The following is a 19,849-nucleotide window of genomic DNA, read 5'->3' on the forward strand; positions in this document are numbered from 1 at the left end:
CTAATCCTTGTGCATATGAAGCGTTTCTAACCGAAGCAGCCTCTATGCGACAATGAAACCCCCGGCGGCAAGGCTGCATCTTTTGGCATATGCCTAATTTTTGAGCATATTACGCGGGGTGACCTGCTGCCATTGCCTCCCCTTGCATCACCTCCTAAACAATTGCGACCCAACAATGAGGCGCCTGATGCCGTCCGATCCCTTCCCCTCCCCGTCTGTAGCCGCCGACGCAGACACACCCGAGGCGCCCCATGCCCCGGAACACCGAACCGCCGCACTGATTGTCGCCGCAGGCAAGGGGCTGCGCGCGGGCGGAGGTCTGGCCAAACAGTGGCGCCCGCTGGCGGGACGCCGGGTGATCGACTGGACGCTGGAAGCGTTTCTCACTGCAGGCGTGGACCGCATCGCACTGGTCCTCAATACCGAGGATGACGACCACTGGCGGGAGTTTTCTGCCCAGCCGGGCCTTCTTCTGGCCAGTGGAGGCAACACTCGTGCGCAATCGGTGGCAAACGGCCTTGATCTCTTAGCCGAACATGGTCTCGACCGGGTGCTGATCCATGACGCCGCCCGCCCTTGTGTGTCTGAACGCCTGATCCGGGGGGTAATGACCGCGCTCGACACCCATCTGGCCGCTGCCCCTGCGCTGGCCGTGACGGATGCGCTTTGGCGCGGGGGCGATGGTTATGTCACCGGCACTGAAGATCGCAATGGGCTGTTTGCAGCGCAGACCCCGCAAGGCTTCCACCTACCCCAGATCCGCGCTGCTCATCAGCAACTTGCGGCAAATGGCGATGACGCCGCCGATGATGTGGAGGTCGCCCGCGCGGCAGGGATTGACGTTGCCATCATTCCGGGCGACCCAGACAATATCAAAATCACCCGCCCGGAAGATTTCGACCGGGCTGCGCGCAATTTAGGGGGCGACATGGATGTAAGGCTTGGCAATGGCTATGATGTTCACCGGTTTGGACCGGGGGATGAGGTCGTGCTCTGCGGGGTGCCGGTGGCCCATGATCGCGGCCTTCAGGGGCATTCGGACGCCGATGTCGGGCTACATGCCATTACCGATGCCCTCTACGGGGCGCTGGCAGAGGGCGACATCGGCCGCCACTTCCCGCCGTCTGATCCGCAATGGAAAGGTGCCGCCAGCGACATCTTTCTGCGCCATGCCGCAGAACTGACGCGTTCCAAAGGCTTCCAGATCTCCAATGTGGACTGCACACTGGTCTGTGAATTCCCAAAGATCACCCCCCACGCCCCCGCCATGCGCGCCGCCGTGGCGGAGATCCTGTCGATTGATCTCTCACGCGTCTCGATCAAGGCGACAACCTCCGAACGGCTTGGGTTCACCGGGCGGGGCGAAGGGATCGCCGCCATTGCCACAGCCTGCGTGGTGAAACCATGAAACGGTCGCGCCTCGCCTTTCTGATCGGCACCGTCGGCGGTGTGGGGTATCTGCGCCCCGCCCCCGGTACATGGGGCTCGCTGGCAGCCCTCCCTCTGGCATTTGTCCTGCACCAGCTGGGCGGCTTTCTCCTGCTGGCGCTTGCGACCGTGGTTTGCATGGTGGTCGGCGTCTGGGCCGCAGAGGCGATGACCCGCAACCGCGAGAACATGGACCCCTCCGAATTTGTGCTGGATGAGGTCGCAGGCCAGTTCGTCGCCCTCTGGGCAATCTCTTATCCCGCATGGGCGCATGACATCGCAATCACCGCGCTCTGGCCGGGCTGGATCGCCGCCTTTGTGCTGTTTCGGCTGTTCGACATCTGGAAACCTGGCCCCGTTGGCTGGGCCGACCGCCAAAAGGGCGCCACAGGCGTAATGATGGACGACATCATCGCCGGTATCCTTGCCGCGATTGGCGTCGCCGCCCTTGCTGGGGTCTCACATGGGGTGCTTGGCCTCTAATCTTGGGAAAGGGTGATATGGAAACGACAGACATTATCCGTGAGGCCCGTGCCAAAGGCCTCACCCTTGCCACCGCAGAAAGCTGCACTGCTTAGGCATGATTACGGCTGCCCTCACCGATGTGGCCGGATCCTCCGCGGTTGTGGACCGAGGCTATGTCACCTATTCCAACCGCGCCAAACAGGAGATGCTGGGTGTTGAGCAGGCAACCCTTGAAGCCGTCGGTGCGGTCAGCGAGGAGGTGGCCCTTGAGATGGCCGAGGGTGCGCAGACGCGCGCCAATGTCGATATCGCCGTAGCCGTCACCGGTATTGCTGGTCCCGGCGGCTCGGAGCACAAACCTGAAGGGCGGGTTTGCTTTGCGCTGGCACGGCGCAACCAACCCACGCAAGTCGAAACAGTTGATTTCGGCCCGCTTGGCCGCGACGGCGTGCGCACTGCGACACGCGACCATGCGCTGACCCTGATCTGGCAATCCCTTACGGCAAATCCGCAGGGCTGACGCAAACCACAGCCCATCTGCCGCTATTTCATAGAACGGGCGCGAATTGAGCATCGCGCGCGCAGGCCCGCTCAATTTTTCAGCACTTTAACAAAAGCCCGCTTTTCTGGCGCAAATTTGAAACCTGCCGCTTTTTTCAACGCCCCAGTTCCGCTTTGTCAGGCTTCAGATCAAGAAACAGCCTGCAGATGCGGAAGGAACGGCGATGAACGCAGCCGATACATCTTGGATTATTGTGGCCACGGCCCTTGTCCTATTCATGACATTGCCGGGGCTTGCCCTGTTTTACGGCGGTCTTGTCCGCGCCCGAAATGTGCTCAGCGTGTTTATGCAATGCTATGCCATTGCCTGTTTGATGAGCGTTCTGTGGCTCGCCTTCGGCTATTCCATTGCCTTTGGTGGCGGCACTTCAGGTATCTGGGGCGGGCTGGAGAAGATGTTCCTGTCCGGCGTCACCGCAGACAGCCTCTCTGGCACCCTGCCCGAGGTGCTGTTCTTTGCGTTCCAGATGACCTTCGCCATTATCACGCCCGCGCTGATCGTCGGCGCCTATGTCGAGCGCGTGGGTTTTGGCTTCGTGCTGGTGTTTTCCGGTCTCTGGATGCTTTTGTGCTACGCGCCTGTCGTGCACTGGATCTGGGGTGGTGGCATGCTGGCCGATGGCGGTATCTTCGGCGAAGTCGGCGTGCGTGACTTTGCCGGTGGCATCGTGGTGCATGAAACTGCAGGTCTGGCTGCGCTGATCATCGCGGTCTTCCTTGGCCCGCGCAAAAACCGCACCACTCCGCCGCATAACCCCGGCTATGTCTTCATCGGCGCGGCCATGCTCTGGGTTGGGTGGTTCGGCTTCAACGGTGGTTCGCAGCTGGCCGCAGACGGTGGCGCGGCGATGGCGCTGACCGTCACCCATATCTCCGCCGCCACAGCCTCACTGACTTGGGCGCTTTGGGAGAAGATCAAATACGGCAAGGCGTCCATGGTGGGCCTTGTCACCGGCACCATTGCGGGCCTTGCCTCTATCACGCCCGCCTCCGGCTTTGTCGGCCCGGTTGAGGCGCTGGCGATCGGTGCTGTCGCAGGTACCCTCTGCCAGGAGGCCGTGAACGTCGTTAGAAACCTGCTGAAGATCGACGATACGCTGGATGTCTTTGCGGTGCATGGTGTCGGCGGCATCTTCGGCACCATCATGATCGCGGTCTTTGGTGCGGGCAGCTGGCTGGCGCAGCTGGGCGGTCTCGCGGTTGTCGGCATCTTCACCGCCGTCGTGACCGTTGTTCTGGTCAAGGTTACCGCCGCGATTACCCCGCTGCGCGTCGACCTGGAGACGGAGACCAACGGTCTGGATATCACCGTTCACGGTGAACGCGCCTACGACATGACCAGCTGACGTCAATCAGCCAATATCACAAACGAAAACGGGCCTGCATCGCGGGCCCGTTTTTATTCAACGGCTTAGCCGTGGTTGCGGATCAGCCATAAAGCTCCGCCGCGCGACGTTCAAAGGCACGCACGATTCGCTGCATCGCCTCGTTAAACACCACACCGATGATGCCCTGCAGCACGGCGTTCTTGAATTCAAAATCAACATAGAACGACACATCACAGCCGCCGTCTGCGCGATCTGCAAACGCCCAATTGGACTTCATATAGCGAAACGGCCCGTCCAGATATTCCGTGTCGATTTTGTTGTCGTTCGGAAACAATGTAACCCGGCTGCCAAACCGTTCGCGAAACACCTTGAAGGAGATCACCAAGTCCGCCTCCATCACCTCAGCCTCCCCCAAGGGCGTACAGCTGCGGATACGCGCAGCGGAACACCAGGGCAGAAACTTGGGGTAATCCCCGACATCAGCCACCAGATCATACATCTGCTGCGCCGTGTAAGGCATTGGCCGGGTTTCTGAATGGGTAGGCATAAGAGGCGCATTTCCTGCTATGATCGTCTCGCGTCATGTCATATGAACGCGCGGGAAATTCAAGGGGGCACCCATGACACAGCGGCCATATGTCATCGATGTGATGATCTCAGCCAAGGCCATTGCGGCCCGGATCGAAGAGCTTTGCGCCGAGATCCAGACGGAATTTGAAGGCACCGACAAACTGGTGGTGGTGGGGCTCTTGCGCGGCAGCTTCGTCTTTATCGCCGATCTGGTGCGGGAGCTGGATCTGCCGATCGAAGTCGATTTTCTTGAGGCTTCCTCCTACGGGGATGCGATGGAAAGCAGTCGGGAGGTCCGCATTCTCAAAGACTTACGCGGCGCAATTGAAGGGCGCGATGTGCTGGTTGTTGAGGATATCGTCGACACCGGCCATACGCTGAACCACGTAACGCATCTGTTGCGCAGCCGCCAGCCAGCCCGGCTGAAATCCATCGCGCTGCTGGACAAACCCTCCCGCCGCGAGGTGGATTTCCGCTCTGATTGGATCGGTTTTGAGATCCCGGACGAATTTGTCGTCGGCTATGGAATCGATTACGCGCAGCGCAACCGGAACCTGCCCTTTATCGGCAAGGTTCGCTTTACCGAAGAGGGCTGAACCCGCGCCCGGTCCCTCCCGGTCGCCAATATCCGCCGAACAATCCGACGTGGGGCGCAAACATCCGCGCCCTGCGCCCTGCGGTTTTTAAAACCGGCACCAGCCCGCCGATGACCCGCTGTTGCGTCAGCGTCTTTCGGCACAGTCCATTTGCAAAATCCCCCGATCCCCGCCAAGCCTCATCCAAGTGTTGAGATCATGAAGGAGATCGCCAATGAGACTGGCCTATATCGCTGCAGCCACGCTCGCCCTGTCCCCTGTCGCAGGCGCCGCCGCGCCCCCGAAATGGGCCCTCGACCACAAAAGCACTGCCGCACACCATTCCCCCGGTCAGATCAAGAAACAGCACAAACCGCGCCACAAGGGTTTTCAGCAGCTGCGCGGTGACTGGGACTATATTGACGATCATGCCCGTTGGGGGCTGGCGCCGCCTGCTCCGGGTCACCGCTATATCCGCAAGGATGACCGGATTTACGAAGTGGTGCGGGACACACTGGCGATTGTGGGTGCGGTGGCTCTGGTTGATGCGCTGATCGATTGATCGCCGTTTCCCGACATCAATATGCGCAAATAAGATACTGTAAGATAAAACTTATCTCAGTATGTTATCGATGACAGCCGTAAAAATGGACACGCCAACCGGGATCGCGCCATCGGGGAAATCATAGTCAGGATTATGAAGCTGCGGCTGCATTTCACCTGAGCCAAGCCAGACCATCGCGGCCCGTGCGCTCTTCCCAAACTGGCCAAAATCTTCGGACCAGCGCTGCGGTTGATCACGCATTTCAACCGGGTGCCCTGCGGCGCTGCAGGCCGTCTGCAGGATCGCAACGGCCTCAGCATCATTGGTGCAGGCCTCAAACACATCGTCAAAGCTGATCTCAACGCTCAGGCCACACTCCGTGCAGATCTGACGTGTCAGATCCTCGGCCTCAGCGATCAACGCCTCCATCCGCGCGTCACTCACCGTGCGCAAGGTCGCCCAGACCTCGCCCTCACCAGGCGCGATGCCAAAAGTTGCCTCGCCCAGGCGCGCATGGGTGAGCGTGACCAGCGCATAGTCAGCGCCAAGATCAACCCCGCCGCCAAGCGCCACCAGCCCCGGCAGCAGCTGCGCCATGGCGCCCGCCGGTGAAATCCCGTCCTGCGGGGCCGCCGCATGGGAGGTCTTGCCCGTTAGTCGGATGCGCATCCCGCGGGACGCACAATTGGCCGGACCGCTGCACAGGGCAAGCTGCCCTACTGGCAGCCCCGGCAAATTGTGAAGGGAAAACGCATAGTCTGGCGCAAGTTCGCCAAAGGCCGGATCGGCAATGACCGCAGGCGCGCCCTTGCCGGTTTCTTCGGCTAGCTGAAACATCAGTACAACACGGCCCCGCGCAGGGCGCCGTGCGGCCAGATCCTGCGCCAGTGCAGCCACGATGGTCATATGTCCGTCATGCCCACAGAGATGGCCCCGCCCGGCATGGGTAGAGCGATAGGGTTGGTCAGAAATCTCTTCAATCGGCAGCCCGTCCAGCTCACAACGGATCATCACGGTCGGCCCATCCGCCGCGCCGTCATAGACTGCCGCAACACCGTGCCCACCTAGGCCCGTCAGCAGCTGGTCAGGATCATACCCGCGCAGATAGTCGGTGATGAAGGCCGCAGTCTTTTCCTCGGCGCCCGACACTTCCGGGATCTGGTGCAACGCGTGGCGCAGCTCTGTCAGCTGCGCCAGACGGTCCGGCGTCATGCCAGGCCGAGCTTCTTGTTGCGGGCGGCGCGCAGCTGGGCGAAATCATCCCCCGCATGGTAGGACGACCGGGTCAGCGGCGTTGCCGAAACCATCAGGAAGCCCTTGCCATAGGCGGCTTTCTCATAGCTTTCAAACTCTTCCGGCGTCACGAACCGATCGACCGCATGGTGTTTCGGCGTCGGTTGCAGATACTGGCCGATGGTCAGGAAATCGATGTCAGCGGCGCGCATGTCGTCCATCACCTGCTTCACCTCCTGCGCATTCTCGCCAAGGCCGACCATGATGCCGGATTTGGTAAAGATCGCCGGATCCATCTCTTTCACCCGCTGCAGCAGCCGCAGGGAGTGGAAATACCGCGCGCCGGGCCGCACACCGGGATAGAGGCCGGGCACAGTTTCCAGATTGTGGTTGAAGACATCGGGCCGCGCTTCCACCACGGTTTCCAGCACTTCAGGTGCGCATTTCAGAAAATCCGGCGTCAGGATCTCAATCGTGGTCTTCGGGCTGCGGTGACGCACCGCACGGATGGTCTGGGCAAAATGCTCCGCGCCGCCATCTTCCAGATCGTCGCGATCCACAGAGGTGATCACCACGTGATTCAGCCCCAGCTTCTGCACCGCATGGGCCACCCGCCCCGGTTCAAACGCATCCAGCGTATCCGGACGACCAGTGGCAATGTTGCAGAAGGTACAACCCCGGGTACAGATTTCGCCCATGATCATCATGGTGGCGTGACCCTGGCTCCAGCATTCGCCCACATTCGGGCAGCCAGCCTCTTCACAGACCGTGACGAGGTTATTCTCACGCATGATCTTATGCGTTTCCGCGTAGCCCTTGCCCCCTGGCGCCTTGACCCGGATCCAGCTTGGCTTTTTCGGCTGAGCATTGTCAGGGCGATGGGCCTTTTCCGGGTGGCGTTGCTCGGGGATTTTCAGATCTCGCACGTCGATGTTCCCTTGCGGCAATGGTCTTTTGATCTTCGTAACATAGTTGCAATCGCTTGGCACGACCAGTTCTCGGCCCGGACCACATTCCCGCGCGACGCAACACACCAGTGCAATACACTGTTTATATTAATGTTTTGATGCAGATTGCGGAGAGTGCAACCCCGCCACCCGGTTTTGAACAACCGGGCAATCTGCCCGCTGGTCGCGGCTGCCGAGTCGCTGCGGGCAGGTCGCATCACTCCCGCGAAACGGCGCGAATTGGCAACCCTCCCGGCGCGATCCGCATCCCGTCATCCGCTGCGGCATTGCGCCCGCGAAAACCCCATTGCAGGTGATTTAGAACTATTATAAATCACCGCGCGACGACGAATTGACCCTTAAGGAGCCGATGATGAAAGCTGGCGTAAAACTGCCCGACGTGACCTTCCGCACCCGTGTTCGCGACGAATCCGTGGGCGGCCCCAACCCGTTCCGCTGGGAAGACAAAACCACCGCCGACTATTTTGCCGGCAAGCGCGTTGTGCTGTTCTCCCTGCCCGGCGCCTTCACCCCCACCTGTTCGACCTATCAGCTGCCCGGTTTTGAAAAAGGTTTTGCCGATTTTCAGGCCGAAGGCATCGACGCGATCTACTGCATGTCGGTGAACGACAGCTTTGTGATGAATAAATGGGCCGAATCCCAGAACCTGAAAAACGTCGGCGTGATCCCCGATGGGTCCGGTGAATTCACCCGCCGCATCGGCATGCTGGTGGCCAAGGACAACCTGGGCTTTGGCAACCGCTCCTGGCGCTATGCGGCCATCGTCGACAACGGTGTGGTCGAAGCATGGTTCGAAGAACCCGGCCTGTGCGACAACCATGGCGAAGACCCATATGGCGTGTCCTCGCCGGAAACCGTTCTGGAGCACCTGAAGACCGCCAAGGCCGAGGTCGCCGCCTGATCCGCAGGATCACAGAGACCGGTTGATCCGCTGGATCCCGGTATCAGATAGATTGACGAAGAAGACCAACCCGGTGCCCGATGGCGCCGGGTTTTTTATTGTAGTCACAATGAGTTCAGCCAATCAGCTCATCCTGTGCCTGCTGTGCATCATAATGTAGTTTCAACTGCTGCAGAGCGATGCGCAGCACCACCTTGCCGGAGCGGGCAGACCAGCCCAGCTGGCGCTCAGCCGCTTCCAGGCCTTCCAGATGGCAACAACAGCGCATCACGATATCACTCAGCCCTTCGCCAAGCGCATTCAGCGCGGCGGCAGCCCGCTTTTTGGCCGCCGATGCGGCCTGTCCAGGTCGTCGGCGCCGGGGCATCGTGGGACCGCAATCGCCCTCGCGGACCTGGGCTGAGGTCTGCGCCAGATGCTCCGCCACCTGCGCCAGTTCGAAATCCTCGCGCAGGCGCTCGCCCGCGCGCACCAGATCTGTTGTCAGAAACGGCGTGCCATCGCGATCCGTCAGCCGCGCCAGCATATGCAGCGGCGTCTCTCCCAGCCCATAGCGGGCCCGCCGGGGCCGCCGCCGGTTGCGATTGGTTTTGCGCGTCGCCAGGCTGGCGCTCTCCAGCCGCGATCGGGCACGGTTTTCCCGGCTGGCCACAAACTGGCTGAGCGCGCTGCGCCCCTCCGGCGTGATGTGATAGCGGCTGAGCCGCCCCGGTGCCGGACAAGCGATCCAGTCGCGCAGCGCCAGCGCCTCCGCCAGAGTGCGGTCCACGACGACCTTCTTGTCACCGGCCGCCGCCTCGCGCACCACCACCGCCTTCTCCAGCCCGTCCGCCACGGCAAGAACCGCGCCCTGCGGGTTGAGGCAGGTCAGAACCTCGACCGCCTCGCTCTCAAAGGCCTCGGCGCAGGTCGGCACGGTCCCCAGCGCCAGCGCACGGGCTGACATCGGCCGCGGGCCGGGCATGTCTTCGGCATAGTGACAGGCCGCAAGCGACGCCAGGGCCGCATCAACCAGCGGATCATCGCGACGGGTTTCAACCCGTCGGACCTGTCGCAACACAGTAGACGGGTGGCAGCCCGCCTGCTTTGCAAGATTGCGGATCGATCGGCCCGCTTCGGTATGTTCAAGATATCGGCACGCCTCCTCAGGCACCCATTCCGGCAGGCCGGACACAGCCATAGTTTGCATTTTATCACCCCACATGTGATCATTCGAAACTATCCTCCCACGGGCCTCCTACGTGTTATCCACAGACACCACTCACCGTACTGGCCTGATTTTTCTGAATAGTCTCAGTCAGAACATCATTGGTTTCAAATTTTCATCAATCAATATCGAATAGACCGTTCGCCGAACCGGCCCCTTCGGCAACACCCGCATTAGTTGTGTTAAACAGCGCTATCAACAGAGCTGGAAAGGACATGACGATGCAGGATATCTTTGGTCATCTGGCCGCTTTGCGCCGCCCTCGGCTGTTGGTGCGGACAGCGAGGATCGGGGCACGCGACTATAGCCGACGGCGTGATCTGAGACGGGTGCTTGGGTATGGCACATTGCCCAAGCCCGCAGCGGCAGTGATGCGACTTTTGGATCTGGAGCGCGATCACAACCGCAGGCGTGAAGCGGGAGATGCCGGGTATTCGCTGACCCGCCACGTTGACGTGTTGATCGCCCTCATGGGCGAAGCGGACGGGCTGCGCCGCCCCGGTCTGAATCTCGCCTGACCGACGCGCGATGAAAACGCAAAACGGCGGCCCAATGGGACCGCCGTCTGCCAACCGGGCTATGCCGACCGGTCTCTACGCAGAACAGAACCGCCGCTTTTACATGAAGGCGTCAGGCATGGAGGCTTTTTTCTCTGCGACATAAGCTTCCAGCTTACCCAGGATCTCAGGATCCAGCGGCGGCGCCTCATAGGCGTTCAGCAGGGTTTCGACCCGGTTGCTGGCCAAAGCAACGGTGTCGCGTGCGCCTTCCTCTTCCCAGGTCTCAAACGGCTTGTAGTCCAGGAGATCGGATTTCCAGAACGCGGTTTTGAAGTTGGCCTGCGTGTGTTCGCAGCCCAGATAGTGACCACCCGGACCAACTTCGCGGATCGCGCCCATGGCCAGCGTGTCGTCGTCAACCACAACACCTTTGGCCAGACCATGCAGCGCGCCCAGTTGATCGGCGTCCATGACGAATTTCTCAAAATCCGCAACCAGACCACCCTCAAGCCAGCCACAGGAGTGCAGCTGGAAGTTCACGCCTGCCAGCAGACCCATATTGAGCGAGTTCGCCGTTTCGTAAGCCGCCTGCGCGTCCGGCAGTTTGGAGCCGCAGAAGGAACCGGCGGACCGGAACGGCAGGCCCAGACGGCGGGCCAGCTGGCCTGCACCATAGGTGATCTGGGAAGCTTCGGGTGTGCCAAAGGTGGGCGCACCCGAATTCATGTCGATCGAGGTCACCATCGCGCCAAAGATCACCGGCGCACCGGGGCGGATCAACTGGCTGTAGGCGACACCGGCAAGAACTTCGGCCAGAACCTGAACCAATGTCCCGGCAACCGACACCGGCGCCATCGCGCCACCAACGATGAACGGCGAGATGATGCAGGCCTGATTATGTGCGGCATAGACCTCCAGCGCGCCCATCATCACATCGTCAAATGTCATCGGCGAGTTGATGTTGATCAGCGAGGTCATCACGGTGTTGTCGCGCACAAAATCCTTACCGAACAGGATTTCGCACATTTCGATGGAATCCCGCGCCCGGCTAGGTTCCGTAACCGACCCCATAAAGGGTTTGTCGCTCAGCGTCATATGCGCCATCAGCATGTCGAGGTGACGCTTGTTCACCGGCACATCGGTCGGCTCGCAAACAGTGCCACCGGAATGGTGCAACCATTTCGACATATAGCCCAGCTTCACGAACTTCTGAAAATCATCCAGCGTCGCATAGCGGCGGCCGCCCTTGGCATCGCGCACAAACGGCGGGCCGTAGACCGGTGCCAGCACCATGTTCTTGCCACCAACAACCACGGATTTCTCCGGGTTGCGCGCATGCTGGGTGAATTCGGACGGGGCGGTTTTGCACAGCTGACGCGCCAGACCGCGGGGAATACGCACGCGCTCGCCATCGATGGAGGCGCCAGCCGCGCGCCAGCGTTCCAGCGCAGCCGGGTTGTTCACGAAATTGACGCCGACCTCTTCGAGGATGGTTTCGGCGTTGGCTTCGATGGCCTGCAGCGCCTCTTCGCCCAGCACCTCAAAGTTCGGGATATTCCGCTCAATGTATTTTGCGGTGTCGATCTTGACGCCGGTACGTTCTGCGCGACGGGCGGCACCACCGCCTCCACGTGCGCGGCGGCGCGGTGCTGCTGGAGCTGCTTCTGTCATGGTTTTTCCTCACCACAGGCATTTCGTTGCGACTGTGATTATATCGCTCAGACAAAAGGCCGCCGCAGGATTACGGCCATTGAAGTTGAAAAGCGACATTCCCGACAGGTTTCTCGCGAAAACGACCGGGATTTTCACCTTGCCACCGGCGCAGCGACGGCGCGCGGCAGATAGCGCAAACGCGCTCCGAGGCGCGAAAATCCCTTGCGAAATCTGCGCCACTGCCCTATGGCGCGTGCATGACAGAGACATCCCACGACAGCCTTCTCATCATCGACTTTGGCAGCCAGGTGACGCAGCTGATCGCGCGCCGCCTCCGCGAGCTGAATGTCTATTGCGAAATCCATCCCTACCAGAATGTCACTATGGACTTTGTGCGCGAGATGGCGCCCAAGGCGGTGATTTTCTCCGGTGGCCCCGACAGCGTGACCCGCGACGGCAGCCCCCGCGCCCCGCAGGAGATCTTTGATCTTGGCGTACCGATCCTGGGCATTTGCTACGGCCAGCAGGTGATGATGCACCAGTTGGGCGGCAAGGTGCTGTCCGGCCATGGCACCGCAGAATTTGGTCGCGCCTATGTGACCCCGACAGTCAGCAGCCTGCCCCTGCTGGATGGCTGGTTTACCGACGACAGCGACCGCGAACAGGTCTGGATGAGCCACGGCGATCACGTCAGTGAGATTGCACCGGGGTTTGAGGTCTACGGCACCTCCCCCAATGCCCCCTTTGCGATCACCGCAGATGTCAGCCGCAATTTCTACGCGGTCCAATTCCACCCGGAGGTGCATCACACCCCGAATGGTGCCAAGCTCTATGAGAACTTCGTCAAGATCGCAGGCTTCACCGGTGACTGGACCATGGGTGCCTACCGTGAACAGGCGATCCAGGCGATCCGTGATCAGGTCGGTGACAAGAAGGTCATCTGCGGCCTGTCCGGCGGCGTCGACAGCTCGGTGGCGGCGATCCTCATTCACAAGGCAATCGGCGATCAGCTGACCTGCGTGTTTGTGGACCATGGCCTGCTGCGCAAGAATGAGGCTGAAGAGGTCGTCACGATGTTCCGTGACAACTACAATATCCAGCTGATCCACGCGGATGAGCAGGAGTTGTTCCTGGGCGAGTTGGACGGTCAGTCGGATCCCGAAACCAAACGCAAGATCATCGGCAAGCTGTTCATCGACGTGTTCCAGAAACACGCCAACACCATTGAGGGCGCCGAGTTCCTGGCACAGGGCACTCTTTATCCGGATGTGATTGAATCGGTGTCCTTTTCAGGCGGCCCGTCAGTCACCATCAAGAGCCACCACAATGTCGGTGGCCTACCGGAGAAAATGGGCCTCAAGCTGGTGGAGCCGCTGCGCGAGCTGTTCAAGGACGAGGTCCGCGCCTTGGGCCGCGAACTGGGTCTGCCACAGAGTTTCATCGGTCGCCACCCCTTCCCCGGACCGGGGCTTGCCATCCGCTGTCCCGGTGAGATCACCCGCGAGAAGCTGGAGATCCTGCGCGAAGCGGACGCGATCTATATCGACCAGATCCGAAAGCACGGTCTCTATGATGAGATCTGGCAGGCCTTTGTTGCAATCCTGCCGGTCCGCACCGTGGGTGTCATGGGCGACGGGCGCACCTATGATTACGCCTGCGCCCTGCGCGCGGTGACCTCTGTTGATGGCATGACGGCGGATTACTATCCATTCAGCCACGACTTCCTCGGTGAAACCGCGACGCGGATCATCAACGAGGTGAAGGGCATCAACCGCTGCACCTATGACATCACCTCGAAACCGCCCGGCACCATCGAGTGGGAATAAACAACACACAAAACCCCGGCCCAGCGGCCGGGGTTTTTCTTTTCCAGAAAGCACCGATTTAACTGTATTTTTGCTCATGTTTTAACGATTTGAACAACTCTCTTTGCGAGGTTTCGGTGAACCTCAACCGGGAGCATCTTCAGAATGATCATCTGCCATCCGCTAAAGCTTATTTTCATCAAGACAAAGAAAGTTGGCGGAACCTCATTTGAGATCGCACTGTCCAGTTATTGCGACGCAAACAGCATCATCACGCCGATCAGTGCTAAGGATGAGGAGACTCGGAGGGAGTTGAGCTATCCCGGCCCCCAGAACCATAAGGCGCAAATCTGGCCGGATGGAAATGAAGGAAGCGAGGCGTTTTTCAACCACATGACCGCCGGGCAGATCCGCGCCGCTGTTCCGCAGGATATCTGGGAGAGTTACACCAAAATCACAATCTGGCGTGATCCCTATGATGCGATCATCTCGCGCTACTACTGGGAGGGGATGGATAAACGCAATATTCCATTCGACCAGTTTGTCGGGCACTTCCGCAGCGTCTTGAGCGAGAACCGTCGCATCGCGCCACTAGAGGGCCCGAATAGCCCCGATATTTTCCTGCGCTACGAACATCTTGAGGAGGATGTCAACGCGTTGGGTATTGACGACCTCTGGGCGCGGTTCTCAAGCCTGAGTGCGAAAGGCGCGCTTCGTCCCAAAAGCGGCGCCGATCCGGCAACCGTCTTTGCCGCACATCCTGATACCGCTGATCTGATTGAGCGAGAAGCCGCGGATGAAATTGCCCGCTTCGGCTACGCCCGTCCGGTGGCAACGCCAGATCCGGCGACACTCAAACGCACGACTGCTTCTGCATCTGGTGCCATGCCCTCAGGCAGCGTTACCTCCCCTGCTCCTCGGCCTGATTTCATCTTCACCCTCTCTGCCGGGCGCACCGGCACGGCTTGGCTCGCGCGTTTTCTCGGCGAGAACATGAATATTCCATCGGTGCATGAACCCCTTGGTCTCGACGACTATGGCACGCGCCTGCCCAGTATCAGCCATATGCGACACTTCAACACCTACGGCATGAACGGACCTGTCTGCGACTTTTGGGAGGGCAAGCTGGGTGAGCTTCAAGCCCCCTACGCCGAAAGCAATCATACGTTGGGCAAATGCGGGCTCATTGAGGCTCTTGTTGACCACGGTCTTGCACCGCGTACAACCATCATCATCCTGCGCCGCAACCTTGCCAAACAGATCGCAAGTTACATCAATCGCAGTGATTTCTCCAATATCACCATCCCCTGGCAGTGGTACCTGCATCCCAATTATCGCAACAATATCCTCGACCCCAGTCAACTGACGCCGATGGGTGAGATTGGAGTTGCGATCTGGTATGCATTGGAAATGGAAACGCGATACGCGTATTACAAACATCTCTACGGCCATCAGCTGCGCTTTGTGGAGACCACACTGGAGGAGGCCAACACAGCTGACGGTGCCGCAAGGCTGATGCAATCACTCGGCTATCCGGGGCGTGCGCTTTTACCCCCCAAGATGAATGCGTCAAACACGACCAGCTCCACCACAGAGGCGCTTGTGGGCGAGATAGAAACCCTGCTTCAGCGGTTTAGCTTTGATCCGGAGGACGTTGCCAAGGGCTTAATCCAACGCGGGAACCGGCTCGATGTACCGGCCGTGCCGCGCCAGGGTACAACGGCCGGAAAGGTTGCTGCCGAATAGCTGTCACGGCATTTCCTAGCATATCAGTATCGCAGGACTGGACCGCGCGGCGAACATAGCTTGACCTAAGTTGAAAACTGCCCCCTTCTGCCCGTTGGAATGGCGCATGAGGGGCAGGGATGGAATTGAACGACCGACCGATTGGGACGGCTGCGATCTGGATGATCGGGGCGATTGTCTCCTTCTCCTCGATGGCGATTGCCGGACGGGAGGCGGGTTTGAGCCTCGACACGTTTGAGATCATGACCTACCGCAGTGCTGTCGGCCTGGTGATCGTCGTCGTGGTTCTGACCGCCACGGGCAGCTGGCCACAGGTGCGGCGCGACCGGCTGGGCCTGCACCTCATCCGCAACGCGGCTCATTTCACCGGTCAGAATCTCTGGTTCTTTGCAGTGACCCTGATCCCGCTGGCACAGGTTTTTGCGCTGGAGTTCACCTCCCCGCTCTGGGTGTTGATGCTGTCACCGCTGCTGCTGGGCGAAGCTCTGACAAAACCGCGCGTGCTGGCGGCGGCTCTTGGTTTTATCGGGATCCTGATCGTGGCGCGCCCAAGCCCAGAGACCCTGAACCTCGGCGTGATCGCTGCGGCCAGCTCTGCTGTCTTCTTCGCGCTCACCATCATGTTCACCAAGCGGCTGACCCGGCATGAGCCGATCAGCTCCATCCTGCTGTGGCTCACCCTGATGCAACTGGCAATGGGTCTGGCGATATCTGGCTGGGACGGGGTAATTGCAATCCCAAATGCCGCAACGGCACTTTGGTTGCTGGTAATCGGCTGCGCCGGGTTGGCCGCGCATTTTTGCATGACCAAGGCGCTCTCTATTGCTCCGGCCACTGTTGTCGTGCCCATCGACTTCGCTCGCCTGCCCACCATCGCTGTGGCCGGAATGTTGATTTATGGTGAAGCGCTTAACCTGTGGATCCTGCTGGGCGCGGTGGTGATCTTCTGCGCCAACTACATCAATATTCTCGATGCGGCCGGACGCCTGCGTGCGCATTCAGAACACCGCGGATCTGCCTGATTTTCTTGCCGTTGATTGCCTTTGCGTCAACATTGACCGAAAAATTCCCCCTTGCTAGCGTTTTCCAATGTTAAAACCAGACGCTCAAGTCTGGACAGGGAGGAACAATGAAACGCTATCTTGCAACGTCAGCGGCGCTGGCGCTGGCTTCCGGCTCCGCTATGGCCAGCGGTCTTGATCGGACCGGCCAGCCGATTGGCATCATCTTCGAAGAAGGCACCTACGCAGAGTTTTCCGTGGCGACCTCATCCGTAGATCTGTCCGGTAACGACCGTGCCACCACCACCCTCGGCACCGCAGGCAACCCTTTGCAATCTGCGACCGGCGATGTCGGCGACCGCTTCAACATGTTTGGCGCAGGCTACAAGCGGGACATCAACGAGCAGCTGTCCTTCGCAGTGATCTTTGATCAGCCGTGGGGCGTCGACGTGAATTACCCGGTCGGAAGCTCACTACTGCTGGGCGGCACCACCGCAGTGGCCGATTCCAACGCAATCACTGCACTTGTGCGTTACAAGTTTAACGACAACTTCAGCGTTCATGGCGGCATTCGCTACCAAGAGATTGACGGCGCGATTAACCTGGCGGGCGGCGCCTACTCCTCTATCGGCAGCCAATATAACGTGAAGGTTAACAACGACGGTGCTTTTGGCTGGGTCGCGGGCGTAGCCTATGAGATCCCAGAAATTGCCCTGCGCGCGGCACTGACCTACAGCTCCGAAATCGAACATGATTTCAACCTGAACGAAACCTTTGCCAACGGCGTCTCGGTAGGAACATCGACCAAGACCAAAACACCGCAGTCGGTCAACTTGGACCTTCAAACGGGCATTGCCGAAGACACGCTGCTGTTTGGCAGCATTCGCTGGGCAGAGCACAGCGTCACCAATCTGGTTGTGCCGGGCCTCAGCGGTCAGGCCGGTCGCACCGTAGACCTGATTGACCTCGATGACTCGGTCACCTACACGCTTGGCGTGGGTCGCAAATTCAACGAGAACTGGTCTGGTTCGCTTGCGGTAATCTACGCAGATGTTGATGGCGACAACCTCGTATCACCGCTCGCACCCACGCACGGCTATGAGGCAATCCGCCTTGGCGTGCAGTACACTCAGGACAAGATGAAGATCTCCGCTAAGCATCCGCTATACCAAACTGGGTGACGCAATTGCCGCCCCCGGTGGTGCTGTGGGCGTTGCAAATTTCCAAGACAACGATGCCGTCAGCTTTGGCCTGAAAGTCGGCTATAGCTTCTGATCCTGCGTAAGACCTGCGTGCGCTTACAGGCCGCGCTGTAACAAAGACAGGGCCAGGACCAGCTTTGCCCCCGCACCCATGGTGCGGGGGTTTTTCGTGTCACGGCTACATCTGATCAGGTCACCTTCGGGTGCTGCTGATTGACCCACGCGACATTGGTCAGTAGCAAGGCAAAGAACCAACAAGGACCGGATTTCAAATGCTCTATTCGTCTGCCGAAGAGTGGCGTAAGGCGCCGCATAAGCGGGTTTTGTTCTTTGGCATGTCCGGTCTGGGCAAGACCTATATCAGCAATATCCTGCGCGGTGCGGGCAGCTGGTTTCACTATTCCATCGATTACCGCATCGGCACCCGATACATGGGTGAATATATCGCCGACAATGCCAAGGCCGAGGCGATGAAAGTGCCGTTCCTGCGCGATCTGCTGTTGTCGGACTCGATATACATCGGCTCCAACATCAGCTTTGAGAACCTGACACCGGTGGCGTCCTATCTGGGCAAACCCGGTGATCCGGCCAAGGGCGGGCTGGCGATGCAGGAATATACCCGCCGTCAGGACCAGTTCCGCACTGCTGAACTGAATGCGCTGCGTGATACCGGCTATTTCATCGACCGGGCTGCGCGGCTTTATGATTATCCGAACTTCATCTGCGACACTGGCGGCAGCATCTGCGAATGGGTCGACGCAAGCGACCCCAACGACCCGCTGCTGAAGGAGCTGTCGCAGCAGACGCTGATGGTCTGGATCAAAGGCGACGAAGCCCATACCCAAGAGCTGATCCGCCGGTTCGACCGTGCGCCGAAACCCATGGCCTATGAACCAGCCTTCCTCACCCGCGTTTGGCAAGAGTATCTAAAGGAAAACACCCTATCAGAGGCCGATGTGGATCCTGATAGTTTCATTCGCTGGACCTATGCGCAAGCGCTGGCCCATCGCCAGCCGCGCTATGCCGCTATGGCTGAAAACTGGGGAGTCACGGTGACAGCCGATCAGATATCAGGCATCCGCACCGAGGCTGATTTCACAGACGTGATCGCGGGCGCTCTTGAGGCGCGCGGCTAGGCCTTCTACATCACGAGGGGCCAGAGACAGGCCACTCGCCGGAGATCATCTCCGGGTCAGAACGATCCCGACCGCTATGGGCGGGGCAAACATACCAAAGGACACGATATGCCGATCAAGATCCCTTCAGACCTCCCCGCCTATGACGTTCTCACGAACGAAGGCGTGATGGTCATGTCGCCGGATCAGGCGGCCCGTCAGGACATTCGCCCGCTGCGCATCGGCCTGTTGAACCTGATGCCGAAGAAGATCCAGACCGAGAACCAGTTTGCCCGGCTGATCGGCGCGACGCCCTTGCAGATCGACCTGTCGCTGATCCGCATGACAGAGCATCAGACCCGCAACACTGCCGCTGAACATATGGCCGAATTCTACCGTCCCTTTCAGGAGATCAAGGACCAGCGCTTTGACGGGTTGATCATCACCGGTGCGCCGATTGAGCATCTTGAGTTCGAGGATGTCACCTATTGGGATGAGCTGTGCGAGGTCTTTGACTGGACCCAGACCAATGTGCACTCCACCTTTGGCGTCTGCTGGGGCGGCATGGCGATGATCAACTACTTCCACGGGGTGAAGAAACATCTCCTGGATCACAAGGTCTTTGGCTGTTTCCGGCATCAGAACCTTGATCCTGCCTCGCCCTATCTACGGGGGTTTTCGGATGATTGCGTTATTCCGGTGTCGCGCTGGACCGAAATCCTCCAGTCTGAAATTGACGCCCACCCCAGCCTGCGCAGCCTTCTGGGCAGTCAGGACGCCGGTCCCTGCCTGATCGAGGATCCGAGCCATCGCGCGCTCTATATCTTCAATCACTTTGAATACGACAGTGATACGCTGAAGCAGGAATATGACCGCGACGTGGCCAGTGGGACGCCGATCAACGTGCCGATGAACTACTACCCGGATGATGATCCCAGCCGCAAACCGCAAAACAGATGGCGCAGCCATGCGCATCTTCTTTATGGCAACTGGATCAATGATATCTACCAATCCACCCCCTTCGACATGGCTGAGATTGGTCGTTAA

At 59.6% G+C, this 19,849-nt stretch carries 18 protein-coding genes and 1 pseudogene; 14 read left to right on the top strand and 5 right to left on the bottom strand.

All coding sequences use genetic code 11. The annotated features are described in order from the left end of the window. Positions 1–187 precede the first annotated feature (187 nt). The 4 genes and pseudogenes from L0Z65_RS06335 (at position 188) to L0Z65_RS06350 (ending at position 3,800) form a co-directional block, all read left to right on the top strand. Positions 188–1,408, top strand: a complete 1,221-nt coding sequence (locus L0Z65_RS06335) for a bifunctional 2-C-methyl-D-erythritol 4-phosphate cytidylyltransferase/2-C-methyl-D-erythritol 2,4-cyclodiphosphate synthase (RefSeq protein ID WP_405111727.1) — start codon at positions 188–190, stop codon at positions 1,406–1,408. Continuing rightward, positions 1,405–1,911, top strand: a complete 507-nt coding sequence (locus L0Z65_RS06340; protein ID WP_405111730.1) for a phosphatidylglycerophosphatase A — start codon at positions 1,405–1,407, stop codon at positions 1,909–1,911. Before L0Z65_RS06335 ends, L0Z65_RS06340 begins: the two co-directional genes overlap by 4 nt. 17 nt (positions 1,912–1,928) lie before the next feature. Continuing rightward, positions 1,929–2,413: pseudogene (locus L0Z65_RS06345) on the top strand (CinA family protein). 205 nt (positions 2,414–2,618) lie between these two features. Next, positions 2,619–3,800: an ammonium transporter gene (locus tag L0Z65_RS06350; protein ID WP_405111733.1), complete on the top strand. Its 1,182-nt coding sequence runs from the start codon at positions 2,619–2,621 to the stop codon at positions 3,798–3,800. Positions 3,801–3,882: 82 nt separating this feature from the next. Here the strand turns inward: L0Z65_RS06350 and L0Z65_RS06355 are convergent, their stop codons facing one another. After that, a complete protein-coding gene (locus L0Z65_RS06355; RefSeq protein WP_405111735.1) occupies positions 3,883–4,329 on the bottom strand; it encodes a type II toxin-antitoxin system RatA family toxin in 447 nt (148 codons plus the stop codon). A gap of 73 nt (positions 4,330–4,402) precedes the next feature. Between L0Z65_RS06355 and hpt the strand changes: the two genes are divergently transcribed. After that, a complete protein-coding gene (gene hpt / locus L0Z65_RS06360; protein ID WP_040168993.1) occupies positions 4,403–4,948 on the top strand; it encodes a hypoxanthine phosphoribosyltransferase in 546 nt (181 codons plus the stop codon). A gap of 214 nt (positions 4,949–5,162) precedes the next feature. Continuing rightward, on the top strand, positions 5,163–5,489 hold the full coding sequence (locus L0Z65_RS06365) for a hypothetical protein (RefSeq protein WP_405111739.1): 327 nt from the start codon (positions 5,163–5,165) through the stop codon (positions 5,487–5,489). Between the two features lie 51 nt (positions 5,490–5,540). On the opposite strand, the gene L0Z65_RS06370 is transcribed toward L0Z65_RS06365, so the two are convergent. Both L0Z65_RS06370 and lipA read right to left on the bottom strand, forming a co-directional pair. Continuing rightward, positions 5,541–6,683 (bottom strand): amidohydrolase, encoded by a 1,143-nt coding sequence (locus L0Z65_RS06370; protein WP_405111742.1) that lies wholly within the window; start codon positions 6,681–6,683, stop codon positions 5,541–5,543. After that, entirely contained in the window at positions 6,680–7,630 is a 951-nt protein-coding gene (lipA, locus tag L0Z65_RS06375; protein ID WP_040169582.1) for a lipoyl synthase, read from the bottom strand. Before lipA ends, L0Z65_RS06370 begins: the two co-directional genes overlap by 4 nt. A gap of 394 nt (positions 7,631–8,024) precedes the next feature. Here lipA and L0Z65_RS06380 point away from each other — a divergent pair, with 394 nt between their 5' ends. After that, complete coding sequence (locus tag L0Z65_RS06380) at positions 8,025–8,573, top strand: peroxiredoxin (RefSeq protein ID WP_014874581.1); 549 nt, start codon at positions 8,025–8,027, stop codon at positions 8,571–8,573. A 115-nt stretch (positions 8,574–8,688) separates the two neighbouring features. Here L0Z65_RS06380 and L0Z65_RS06385 read toward each other — a convergent pair whose 3' ends face one another. Next, the gene (locus L0Z65_RS06385; protein ID WP_096873126.1) at positions 8,689–9,762 is read right to left on the bottom strand and encodes a DUF6456 domain-containing protein; all 1,074 of its coding nucleotides are present in this window, start codon (positions 9,760–9,762) and stop codon (positions 8,689–8,691) included. A gap of 239 nt (positions 9,763–10,001) precedes the next feature. Between L0Z65_RS06385 and L0Z65_RS06390 the strand changes: the two genes are divergently transcribed. Next, entirely contained in the window at positions 10,002–10,298 is a 297-nt protein-coding gene (locus L0Z65_RS06390) for a DUF6477 family protein (protein WP_096871235.1), read from the top strand. 99 nt (positions 10,299–10,397) lie between these two features. On the opposite strand, the gene L0Z65_RS06395 is transcribed toward L0Z65_RS06390, so the two are convergent. After that, on the bottom strand, positions 10,398–11,951 hold the full coding sequence (locus L0Z65_RS06395; RefSeq protein ID WP_405111747.1) for a trimethylamine methyltransferase family protein: 1,554 nt from the start codon (positions 11,949–11,951) through the stop codon (positions 10,398–10,400). A 239-nt stretch (positions 11,952–12,190) separates the two neighbouring features. Here L0Z65_RS06395 and guaA point away from each other — a divergent pair, with 239 nt between their 5' ends. The 6 genes from guaA (at position 12,191) to metA (ending at position 19,849) form a co-directional block, all read left to right on the top strand. Further along, entirely contained in the window at positions 12,191–13,759 is a 1,569-nt protein-coding gene (gene guaA / locus L0Z65_RS06400; protein ID WP_405111750.1) for a glutamine-hydrolyzing GMP synthase, read from the top strand. A 144-nt stretch (positions 13,760–13,903) separates the two neighbouring features. Further along, positions 13,904–15,484 carry a hypothetical protein gene (locus tag L0Z65_RS06405; protein WP_405111753.1) on the top strand — a complete coding sequence of 527 codons (1,581 nt, stop codon included), beginning with the start codon at positions 13,904–13,906 and terminating at the stop codon, positions 15,482–15,484. 119 nt (positions 15,485–15,603) lie between these two features. Then, the gene (locus L0Z65_RS06410; RefSeq protein WP_405111758.1) at positions 15,604–16,506 is read left to right on the top strand and encodes a DMT family transporter; all 903 of its coding nucleotides are present in this window, start codon (positions 15,604–15,606) and stop codon (positions 16,504–16,506) included. Positions 16,507–16,613: 107 nt separating this feature from the next. Further along, positions 16,614–17,666 (top strand): outer membrane protein transport protein, encoded by a 1,053-nt coding sequence (locus L0Z65_RS06415; RefSeq protein ID WP_405111761.1) that lies wholly within the window; start codon positions 16,614–16,616, stop codon positions 17,664–17,666. 293 nt (positions 17,667–17,959) lie between these two features. Continuing rightward, a complete protein-coding gene (locus L0Z65_RS06420) occupies positions 17,960–18,823 on the top strand; it encodes an ATPase (protein ID WP_405111764.1) in 864 nt (287 codons plus the stop codon). Between the two features lie 108 nt (positions 18,824–18,931). Then, positions 18,932–19,849, top strand: a complete 918-nt coding sequence (metA, locus tag L0Z65_RS06425) for a homoserine O-succinyltransferase (protein WP_405111766.1) — start codon at positions 18,932–18,934, stop codon at positions 19,847–19,849.

Source organism: Phaeobacter sp. BS52 (assembly GCF_045040595.1).
In the GTDB taxonomy this organism is placed as follows: Bacteria; Pseudomonadota; Alphaproteobacteria; order Rhodobacterales; family Rhodobacteraceae; genus Phaeobacter; species Phaeobacter piscinae.